The sequence below is a fragment of the Streptomyces sp. NPDC059785 genome (assembly GCF_042732375.1).
Classification (GTDB): domain Bacteria; phylum Actinomycetota; class Actinomycetes; order Streptomycetales; family Streptomycetaceae; genus Streptomyces.
In genome coordinates this window covers 82,642-92,987 of record NZ_JBHWHV010000040.1, presented here as the reverse complement: position 1 = coordinate 92,987, position 10,346 = coordinate 82,642, and the positions used below count along the sequence as shown (strand labels likewise).

The 10,346-nt window shown below is 72.0% G+C and carries 8 protein-coding genes and 1 pseudogene; 5 read left to right on the top strand and 4 right to left on the bottom strand.

Going from position 1 to position 10,346, the window contains the following annotated elements; translation table 11 throughout:
- The 4 genes from ACFV6E_RS27545 to ACFV6E_RS27530 all read right to left on the bottom strand — a co-directional run.
- Window positions 1-1,157, bottom strand: a 1,157-nt coding sequence (locus ACFV6E_RS27545) for a 2-oxoacid:acceptor oxidoreductase family protein (protein WP_385465233.1), incomplete at its 3' end; no start/stop codon positions are given.
- A 500-nt stretch (window positions 1,158-1,657) separates the two neighbouring features.
- Window positions 1,658-2,317 carry a response regulator gene (locus tag ACFV6E_RS27540; RefSeq protein ID WP_385170000.1) on the bottom strand — a complete coding sequence of 220 codons (660 nt, stop codon included), beginning with the start codon at window positions 2,315-2,317 and terminating at the stop codon, window positions 1,658-1,660.
- A gap of 450 nt (window positions 2,318-2,767) precedes the next feature.
- Window positions 2,768-4,123, bottom strand: a complete 1,356-nt coding sequence (locus tag ACFV6E_RS27535) for a sensor histidine kinase (protein WP_385169993.1) — start codon at window positions 4,121-4,123, stop codon at window positions 2,768-2,770.
- Between the two features lie 261 nt (window positions 4,124-4,384).
- On the bottom strand, window positions 4,385-5,623 hold the full coding sequence (locus tag ACFV6E_RS27530; RefSeq protein ID WP_385465230.1) for a sensor histidine kinase: 1,239 nt from the start codon (window positions 5,621-5,623) through the stop codon (window positions 4,385-4,387).
- A 430-nt stretch (window positions 5,624-6,053) separates the two neighbouring features.
- Here ACFV6E_RS27530 and ACFV6E_RS27525 point away from each other — a divergent pair, with 430 nt between their 5' ends.
- The 5 genes and pseudogenes from ACFV6E_RS27525 to ACFV6E_RS27505 all read left to right on the top strand — a co-directional run.
- Entirely contained in the window at window positions 6,054-6,446 is a 393-nt protein-coding gene (locus ACFV6E_RS27525) for an NADH-quinone oxidoreductase subunit A (protein WP_385465227.1), read from the top strand.
- A complete protein-coding gene (locus ACFV6E_RS27520; protein WP_385465225.1) occupies window positions 6,437-7,216 on the top strand; it encodes an NADH-quinone oxidoreductase subunit B in 780 nt (259 codons plus the stop codon). The genes ACFV6E_RS27525 and ACFV6E_RS27520 overlap by 10 nt, the downstream gene beginning before the upstream one ends.
- Window positions 7,213-8,676, top strand: a complete 1,464-nt coding sequence (locus tag ACFV6E_RS27515) for an NADH-quinone oxidoreductase subunit C (RefSeq protein ID WP_385465222.1) — start codon at window positions 7,213-7,215, stop codon at window positions 8,674-8,676. The genes ACFV6E_RS27520 and ACFV6E_RS27515 overlap by 4 nt, the downstream gene beginning before the upstream one ends.
- On the top strand, window positions 8,673-9,641 hold the full coding sequence (locus ACFV6E_RS27510; RefSeq protein WP_385465219.1) for an NADH-quinone oxidoreductase subunit H: 969 nt from the start codon (window positions 8,673-8,675) through the stop codon (window positions 9,639-9,641). The genes ACFV6E_RS27515 and ACFV6E_RS27510 overlap by 4 nt, the downstream gene beginning before the upstream one ends.
- Window positions 9,641-10,246 (top strand): annotated as a pseudogene (locus tag ACFV6E_RS27505) (NuoI/complex I 23 kDa subunit family protein); the annotation flags it as partial. The gene ACFV6E_RS27510 and the pseudogene ACFV6E_RS27505, both read left to right, overlap by 1 nt.
- Window positions 10,247-10,346 lie beyond the last annotated feature (100 nt).

Here is a 10,346-nt window from a genome sequence, read left to right as displayed (position 1 = left end):
ATCGCCTGGAGCAGGTCGGCCTGTTCGGTCTTGGTGGGCAGTCCGGTAGAGGGGCCGCCGCGCTGGATGTCGATGACGACCAGCGGCAGTTCGAGCGAGACGGCGAGACCGATCGTCTCGGACTTCAGCGCCACGCCGGGGCCCGAGGTGGTGGTGACGGCCAGCGAGCCGCCGAAGGCCGCGCCCAGCGCCGCCCCGATGCCCGCGATCTCGTCCTCGGCCTGGAAGGTGCGGACGCCGAAGTTCTTGTGCCGGCTCAGTTCGTGCAGGATGTCGGAGGCGGGAGTGATCGGGTACGAACCCAGGTACAGCGGCAGATCGGCCTGCCGGCTCGCGGCGATCAGGCCGTACGACAGCGCCAGGTTCCCGGAGATGTTGCGGTACGTGCCCGCCGGGAACGCCTGGGCCGCCGGGGCCACCTCGTAGCTGACGGCGAAGTCCTCCGTCGTCTCGCCGAAGTTCCAGCCCGCCCGGAACGCGGCGAGGTTGGCGGCCGCGATGTCGGGCTTCTTCGCGAACTTGGTGGCGAGGAACTTCTCGGTGCCCTCGGTCGGCCGGTGGTACATCCAGCTCAGCAGGCCCAGCGCGAACATGTTCTTGGAGCGCTCGGCCTCCTTGCGGGACAGGTCGAAGTCCTTGAGCGCCTCGACGGTGAGCGTCGTCAGCGGGACCGGGTGGACGCTGAAGCCGTCCAGCGAACCGTCCTCCAGCGGCGAGGTCGCGTAGCCGACCTTCTGCATCGCCCGCTTGGTGAACTCGTCGGTGTTGACGATGATCTCGGCGCCGCGCGGCACGTCGCCGAGGTTGGCCTTGAGCGCCGCGGGGTTCATGGCGACCAGCACGTTCGGCGCGTCGCCGGGGGTGAGGATGTCGTGGTCGGCGAAGTGCAGCTGGAAGGACGAGACGCCCGGCAGCGTGCCCGCGGGGGCACGGATCTCGGCCGGGAAGTTCGGCAGCGTCGACAGGTCGTTGCCGAAGGACGCCGTCTCCGAGGTGAAACGATCGCCGGTGAGCTGCATTCCGTCGCCCGAGTCGCCGGCGAAGCGGATGATGACACGGTCGAGTCGGCGGACGTTCTTGGTGTTCGCCGAGGCGCGCTGTTCTCCCACGAGGGTGGTGTCGGCCTGTTCCGCTGCGCTGCTGACCTTGCTGGTCACTGAACTGGACCTCCTTCGAGGCGGCTGACCGGGAGTGGTCGTCCCGGCGACCTTCCCAGGATCAAGCCTACGTCGGTAAGGGTCGCCTTCCTTGGGCCATTCGTATGACGGACGTCGTCATGAGACGGCCGGACGCCCCGGCCGGCACCCTGGAACGCGATCCGAGTCGTCGCTCGGGACCGCGATCCGAGTTGCCGGTCGGGAAGCGATCCGAACCGTCGGTCGGGAAGCGATCCGAACCGTCGGTCGGGAAGCGATCCGAACCGTCGGTCGGGAAGCGATCCGAGGCGACGGCCGGGACCGCGGTCCGAGTTGCCGGTTGCCATGATCTGTTCGCCCCCCCGGCGCTGATCCGTACGCCCCCCGGCGCTTTCCTGAAGACGCTCCGGTCCGTCCCCCGGGTTCTGCTACCCGGGACGCGGCGAACGTGTCCGGTCACGCACTGGACACCTCCGCCCCGCCACCCGTACCCGCCCGACAGCTGACACAGTGTCAGCTACTCACGAGTTGAGGTAGGTGAGGACCGCGAGAACACGCCGGTGATCCCCGTCGCTCGGGGACAGCCCCAGCTTCAGGAAGATGTTGCTGACGTGCTTCTCCACCGCGCCGTCGCTGACCACGAGCTGACGGGCTATCGCGGAGTTCGTCCGCCCCTCGGCCATCAGCCCCAGGACCTCGCGCTCCCGCGGCGTCAGCCCGGCGAGGACGTCCTGCTTGCGGCTGCGCCCGAGGAGCTGCGCCACCACCTCCGGGTCCAGCGCGGTGCCCCCCTGGGCCACCCGCACCACCGCGTCGACGAACTCCCGGACTTCGGCCACCCGGTCCTTGAGCAGATAGCCCACACCGTGGCTGGAACCGGCCAGCAGTTCGGTGGCGTACTGCTCCTCCACGTACTGCGACAGCACCAGCACGCCGAGCCCGGGATGCTGCTTGCGCAGCTGCACCGCCGCGCGGACCCCTTCGTCGGTGTGCGTCGGCGGCATCCGTACGTCGGCGACCACCACGTCGGGCAGCGCGTCCTGCGCCGCGAACTCCGTGATCGTCTTGATCAGCGCGTCCCCGTCGCCCACGCCGGCCACGACGTCGTGCCCACGGTCGGTCAGCAGCCGGGTCAGGCCCTCCCTGAGCAGCACTGAATCCTCGGCGATGACCACGCGCACTCTGTCCTCCACGATCCTCGGCCCCCCACAGCCCTGAGTACCGGCCCGCACCGGTCGCCGGCCCCGCCCGCACCGGTCCGTCCGTCCCTGTTCGAATGACAGCACCAGCATCCCAGCATTCGGACCTCGTCGCGCCCGGGCAACATGAATAAGCAACGGAACGGGGGACACCGGACGGCCGATTCCGGCCGGTGCGGACCAGGGGGCGTGTCGCGCACCAAGGGGTGGCTCCGCGGGGCAGGGGGTGGCTCCGCGGGGCAGGGGGTGGCGTCGCGCAGCGGTAGGTGGCGTCGCGCAGCGGTGGGTGGTGCGGCCGTACCGACGGGGGGCGGGCCGCGCCCCGGTGCCGGACGGGCCGGGCACCGGGGCGTCAGGACGCGGGTGTGGGGGCGGGGCGTCCTCGGTCACTCGCGCCAGGGCAGTTCCGTCACTCGCGCCAGGGGAGTTCCGTCAGCCGCGCCAGGGCAGTTCCGCGGTGACGCGGGTCGGGCCCGCCACGGGGGAGTCGACCGCCAGGATGCCGTCGACCGCGTCGAGCCGTTCCGCGAGGCCCGCGAGACCCGACCCGGGCGAGACCTCCGCGCCGCCCACGCCGTCGTCCGTGACCTGGAGCATCAGCCGGTTCTCCACCCGCCACACGTCCACCGTGGCCCGCCGGGCCCGGGAGTGCTTGCTGATGTTCTGGAGCAGCTCGGAGACGGTGAAGTAGGCGATGCCCTCGATCGCGGGCGCGGGACGGGCCGGCAGGTCCACGTCCACCTGCACCGGCACCGTGCACCGGGAGGCGACCGCCGACAGGGCGGCGTCCAGACCGCGGTCCGTCAGCACCGCCGGGTGGATGCCGCGCGCCAGGTCCCGCAGCTCCTGGAGCGCCGTCTTCACCTCGCCGTGCGCCTCACCGACCATCCGCGCGGCCTCCCGCGGGTCCTCCGCCAGCTTCTCCTTCGCCAGGCCCAGGTCCATCGCCAGCGCGACCAGCCGGGCCTGCGCCCCGTCGTGCAGATCCCGCTCGATGCGCCGCAGGTCCGCCGCGGCCGTGTCCACGACGACACCGCGGTCCGACTCCAGCTCCACCACCCGGGTCGCCAGCTTCGACGGCCCGAGCAGCCCGTGCACCAGCAGCCGGTCGACGCTCGTCAGCGCCCGTACGATCCACGGCGTGGCCATCGTGAACAGCAGCCCCACCAGCGCGGTCACCCCGATCTCGAAGGGGTTGTCCAGGTAGATGCGGTGCGTCTCGTCGCCGTAGAGCTGAAGCCCGTCCTGTCCGCCGTACATGGGGAAGAGCCAGAACCACACCGGGTACGTCAGCATCGCCCAGCCGTACGCCCAGAACGCGAGCGACACCGAGAACGCGAACACCGCCCAGGGGAAGTGCAGCACCGCGTACAGCAGGTGCCGCCAGGACGTGCCGCTCTTGAGCAGCGCGCCCGTCGTCGCCATCAGGCCCCGGCCCTTCTTGCGCAGCGGCTCCGGCTCGGCGACCTCCAGGCCCAGCAGGCCACGGGCCCGCGCCCGCTCCAGCACGCCGAACCCGCGGCCGCCGGCCAGCGCCGCCGCCAGCACCGGTATCCCGAGGAAGGTGATCAGCAGGCCGAGGCCCAGCGAGACCATGGTGATGACGTAGACGAACATGAGGATGCTGATCGGCAGGCTCAGCATCAGATACCCGAACTCGCGCCAGGTGCGCCCCTCCAGCGGCGCCCGCAGCGCGGCCGGCAGCCGGTGCCGGCGGTCCTCGGCACCCAGCCCCTGGAACCCGGACCCGCTGTGCCGCCCGTATCCCTGCCCGTACTCCGTGGCCATCGGCTCCGTCCGTTTCTACTCGTCATCCACTCGGCGTGCGCTGCGTCCTCGTCCGGCGTGCGCCGCGTCTTCGTCTCGCTGTGCGCCGCGTTCCCGTCCGGCGTCCGTGGCTGTCGCGCATGTCCGCTGTCGTAGTCCCAGCCTGCTGCGGCGGACGCCGACGGACCATGCGGTCCATCGGCGTCTTGGGGCGGGGGTTTTCCCTACCCCGGAGGGGCTGGAGGGGCTGGAGGCGTCGGAGGGGCCGGAGGCGGGGGCGGGTCACTTCCCCGGCGTGCGGTGGGAGAGCTTGGCGTCGTCGCCCGCCTGCCGCTCCCGCCACGGCAGCTCCGCCGTGACCGTGGTCGGGCCGCCCGCCGGGGACTCGACGACGAACAGCCCGTCGACCGCGCCGAGCCGGTCCGCGAGGCCCGCCATCCCCGTACCCCCGTCGAGGGAGGCCCCGCCGCGGCCGTCGTCCCAGACCTGGACGAGCAGCCGGTCGTCGGTCCGCCACACCTCGACCGACGCGGTCCGCGCCGCGCTGTGCTTGCTGATGTTCTGGAGCAGCTCGGAGACGGTGAAGTAGGCGATGCCCTCGATGGCCGCGGCCGGTCTGGTCGCCAGGTCGACGGTGACTTTCACCGGCACCGTGCAGCGCGAGGCCACCGCCGACAGGGCGGCGTCCAGGCCGCGGTCCGTCAGTACCGCCGGGTGGATGCCGCGGGCCAGATCGCGCAGCTCCTGGAGGGCGAGCTTCACCTCGCCGTGCGCCTCCTCCACCATCAGCGCCACGCTGTCGTCGGCCTGACCCTCCAGCAGCTTCTCCTTGGCCAGGCCGAGCCCCATCGCCAGGTTCACCAGCCGGGCCTGCGCCCCGTCGTGCAGATCGCGTTCGATGCGCCGCAGATCGGCGGCGGCCGTGTCCACCACGACCCCGCGGTCCGACTCCAGTTCGGCGATCCGCCGCTCCAGTTCGTCGGACGGGATCAGCAGCCCGCGCACCATCGCCCGGTCCACATTGGTCAGCCCGCGCGCCAGGTACGGCAGCACCGGCCACAGCAGGAACAGCGACATCAGCGTGACGGTGAAGGTCACGATGCCCCAGGGCAGCCGGATGAACTCGTACAGCGTCGTCCGCCAGCCCACCGGGTCCTTCAGGCTCGACCACAGCCACCGGAAGAAGCCCGCCCTGCGCACCCGCAGCCGGCTCGGCTCGTCGATCCGCACCCCCAGGAGCTTTCGCGCCCGCGCCCGCTCCGCCTTGCCGAGCTGCCGCGCGCCGAGCAGCCCCAGCGACAGCAGCGGCAGTCCGACGACCGTGACCGCCAGCCCGGCACCGGTGAACAGGAACCCGACGACGTAGACGAAGCCGATGATCGACACCGGCAGGTTGGCCAGGAGATGCGCGATCTCCTTCCACGTCTGCCGCTCGTAGACGGCCAGACGGGCGGGCGGCGGCCGCTCTCCGCGGGACGTCGTCGCGTCCACGGGGCCGGGGGGTGAGAAGCGTTCGGTCATATGGGTCAGCGTGCCTGGCGGCGGGCCGCTCCGCCATGAGGTGGACCGCCGCGATCCGACGGGGGAAAACCCCACCCCGCGGTGCGCCGCCCGGCGGTCCGTCCGTCCCGAGGAGTGACGGGCTGCTTACGGTCTCCTTAGCAGGCCCTAGACTCCCGTGCGTACAGATCGTCGAATCACCGGGTCCACGACACGGGCCCGCGCTACGGGACTGCGCAATGGGCCCGCGCTACGGGTCCGCACAGCGGGCTCGTGCTGCGGGTTCACCTCACGGGCCCGCGCTGCGGGTTCATCGCACGGGCCCGCGCTGCGGGTTCACATCACGGGCTCGTGCTGCGGGTCCGCACAGCGGACTCGTGCTGCGGGTTCACCGCACGGGCCCGCGCTACGGGACCACGACGACCGCGAGGTCAGGAAGCGAGGGGCGGACGTGCCGCAACCGACCGCCGGCGCGGCGGACTACTTCCAGTCGTACTCCGTCGTCGGACTGCTCGCCGTCGTCGGCGTCCTGTTCGTCGCCGTGGCCTTCGGCGCCGGCCGGCTGCTGCGGCCCGTGGTGCCGACCCCCGAGAAACTCCTGACGTACGAGTGCGGCGTCGACCCCGTGGGCGAGGGCTGGGCGCACACCCAGGTCCGCTATTACGTGTACGCGTTCCTGTACGTGATCTTCGCGGTCGACTCGATCTTCCTGTTCCCGTGGGCGACCGTCTACGCCCGCGCCGGATACGGCGCGACGACGCTCGTGGAGATGTTCATCTTCCTCGGCTTCCTGGCCGTGGGCCTGCTGTACGCATACAAGAAGGGCGTCCTCACATGGACGTGAACCCGGCGGACGTGAAACCGGGCGCGAGTGCGGCCTCGGCCGACGCCACCTCGACCGGCGTGGCTCCGGAGCCGGCCGGACCGGTGTTGCTGCCCGAGCCGAAGCGGCTGGGCGCCCTCGCCCGGCTGGCCCCCGAGCCGATGAAGGTGGTCCTCAACTGGGGCCGCCGCTACAGCCTCTGGGTCTTCAACTTCGGCCTCGCCTGCTGCGCCATCGAGTTCATCGCGGCCTCCATGGCCCGCCACGACTTCATCCGCCTCGGCGTGATCCCCTTCGCGCCCGGCCCGCGCCAGGCGGACCTGATGGTCGTCTCCGGCACGGTCACCGACAAGATGGCCCCGGCCGTGAAGCGCCTGTACGAGCAGATGCCCGAACCCAAGTACGTCATCTCCTTCGGCGCCTGCTCCAACTGCGGCGGCCCGTACTGGGACTCGTACTCGGTGACCAAGGGCGTCGACCAGATCATCCCCGTCGACGTCTACGTCCCCGGGTGCCCGCCCCGCCCCGAGGCCCTCCTCCAGGGCATCCTGAAACTCCAGGAGAAGATCGCCCGCGAGTCCCTGGGCGAGCGCTACGGCAGCTCGCCCCGCCCGTCGGCGGCCGCCCTCCAGAGCGGCTTGGTACGGCCGCCGGAGGCGGGAGGCGCGCGAGGTGCGGGAGGCGCGCGAGGTGCGGGGGAGACGGGGACTTCAAGGGACGCCGGGAAGGCCGGGAACCCCGGGACCGCCGGGACCGCCGGGACCGCCGGGACCGAAGGGGAGGGCCGATGACCGTCGGCTGGCTGCCCGCCCCCGCCGAGGAACTCTTCGGCCCCGACGCCACGGCCGAGGAGTCCTACCAGGTCCTGACGGTCGACGTACCGTCCGCGTCCTGGACCGCCGCCTTGGAGACGGCACGTGACACGCTCGGCTGCACCTACTTCGACTGGCTGAGCGCCGTCGACGAACCCGGCACCGGCTTCCGGGTCTCCGCCCACGTGGTGGCCCTCTCGCCGGTACGGCGCCTGCTCGTCCGCACGACCGTCCCGCACGAGGCCGCCGTACTGCCGTCGGCGGTCGCCGTCTTCGCGGGCGCCGCCTGGCACGAGCGCGAGACCCACGAAATGTTCGGCGTGCGCTTCGAGGGCCACCCCGGCCTCGACCCGCTCCTCCTGCCCGAGGGCTTCGAGGGGCACCCCCTGCGCAAGGACTTCGTCCTCGCCGCCCGCGTCGCCAAGGCGTGGCCGGGCGCCAAGGAGCCCGGCGAGTCCGCGGACCACGGCGGCCCCAAGCGCCGCCAGATGCTGCCACCGGGCGTCCCCGACCCCAACGAGTGGGGCCCGCTCAAGGGCCAGCTCCCACCGGCCCCGGCCCGCCCGGCCCGCCGCGCGGGCGCGGCCCGTCCGGGCACGGGCGCGGGTGCGGGTGCGGCCCGTCCGGGTGCGGGTGCGGGTTCCGCGGCGGGTGACCGTCCCGCACGCCGCACCCGCACGGCGAGCGGGGGCTCGGCGAGCCAGCAGCCGCCGAAGCCGGACGCGAGCGGTGCGGCGGGGAGCGGTGCGGCGGGGAGTGGCGCAGCGGTGGGTGGCGCGGCGGTGGGTGATGCGGCTTCGACCGGCGGTGCGGCGAGCGGTGCGGCGAGCGGTGCGGTGAGCGGTGCGGTGACGCCTCGCCGGGCCCGGAGTGCGTCGGCAGGGTCGGCGAGTCAGCGGGCGACGGGCGGTACGGATGCGCCGTCGGCGCAGGAAGGTACCAAGACGCCGCCGGAGGCCCCCGCACCCGAAACCCCGGCCAAGGCCCCCGCCGCCCCACGCAGCTCGGACGCCCCGTGGCACCACGCCCGGCCCGCCTTCGACGACAGCGAAGCCAAGCGCGAGGGCGAACTGAGGCGCGAGGGCGAACTGAGGCGCGAGGGCGAACTGAGGCGCGAGGGCGAACTGAGGCGCGAGGGCGAACTGAGGCGCGAGGGCGAACCGAGGCGCGAGGGCGAACCGAGGCGCGAGGGCGAACCGAGGCGCGAGGGCGAACCGAGGCGCGAGGGCGAACCGAAGCGCGAGGGCGAACCGAAGCGCGAGGGCGAACCGAAGCGCCAGCGCGACTCCGTCACGGAGGGGACGCCCGAGGCCGCCGGGCCCGAGGCCAACGAGCCGGAGGCCGCCCCCACCGACAAGGGCACCCCCGACAGTCACACCCCCGACAGTCACACCCCCCACAACGACACCCCAGACAATCCCGCAGGAGGCGCGCAGTGAACGACGCTCTGGACGTCGCCCTGCGACTCCTCGTCGTCTTCGTCGTGTTCCTGACCTTCCCGCTGATCGTCGGTCAGACCGAGCACAAGGTGATGGCCCACATGCAGGGCCGCCTCGGCCCGATGTACGCAGGCGGCTTCCACGGCTGGGCCCAACTGGTCGCCGACGGCGTGAAGTTCGCACAGAAGGAAGACGTCGTCCCGGCCGGCGCGGACCGCCGTATCTTCCAGCTCGCGCCCGCCGTCGCCCTCCTCCCGTACCTGCTCGTCCTGGTCGCCATCCCGATCGGCCCGGGCGAGGGCGCGGTCGGCGAGGTCATCGACGCCGGCATCTTCTTCGTTCTCGCCGTGATGGGCGTCGGTGTTCTCGGCTCGCTCATGGCGGGCTGGGCCTCGGCCAACAAGTTCTCCCTCCTGGGCGGCCTGCGCACGGCGGCGCAACTCCTCTCCTACGAACTCCCCATGCTCCTCGCCGCTGCCTCGGTCGCCATGGCGGCGGGCACGGTCTCCCTCCCCGGCATCCTCGACGCCTTCGAGTGGTGGTGGCTGCCCTGGCAGATCGTCGGCGCGATCGTCTTCTTCGTCGCGGGCCTCGCCGAACTCCAACGGCCCCCGTTCGACATGCCGGTCGCCGACTCGGAGATCATCTTCGGCGCGTACACCGAGTACACCGGCCTCCGTTTCGCCCTGTTCCTCCTCGCCGAGTACGCCGGCATCGTCGTCCTCTGCGGCCTCACCACCGTCCTGTTCCTGGGCGGCTGGCACGGCCCTTGGGGCGCCGACGGCCTCGGCTGGGTCTGGACCCTGCTCAAGACCGCGATCCTCGCGTTCGTCGTGATCTGGCTGCGCGTCACCTACCCCCGGCTCCGCGAGGACCAGTTGCAGAAGTTCTCCTGGACCCTTCTCGTCCCGCTCTCCCTCGCCCAGATCGCCCTCACCGGCATCGTCAAGGTGGTGATCTCCTAGTGCCTCCGTTCCCCGGCAGCGGTCTCGCCAAGGGCCTGGCCGTCACCCTGCGCACGATGACGAAGAAGACCGTCACCGACCAGTACCCGGACGTCCAGCCCGAACTGCCGCCCCGTTCCCGCGGTGTCATCGCCCTCTTCGAGGAGAACTGCACGGTCTGCATGCTGTGCGCCCGCGAGTGCCCGGACTGGTGCATCTACATCGACTCCCACAAGGAGACGGTCCCGCCCGCCGCCCCCGGCGGTCGCGAGCGCAGCCGCAACGTCCTCGACCGGTTCGCCATTGACTTCTCCCTGTGCATGTACTGCGGTATCTGCATCGAGGTCTGTCCTTTCGACGCCCTCTTCTGGTCCCCGGAGTTCGAGTACGCCGAGACCGACATCCACGAACTCACCCACGAGCGCGACAAACTCCGCGAGTGGATGTGGACGGTCCCGGCCCCGCCCGCCCTCGACCCGGCCGCCGAAGAACCCAAGGAACTCATCGCGGCCCGCAAGACCGCCGACAAACTCGCCACCGAACAAGCCCAGCAGGCTGAGCACGCTGAGCAGGTCCGGCAGGCCCAGGAGGCCGAGCAGGCCGAGCAGGCCAGCCAGGTCGAGCAGGCCGAGCAGGCCAGCCAGGTCGAGCAGGCCCAGCGGACGGAGCAAGCAGAGCAGACGGAGCAAGCCGGGCGGCCGGCGCAGGCCGAGCGGTCGACGCAGG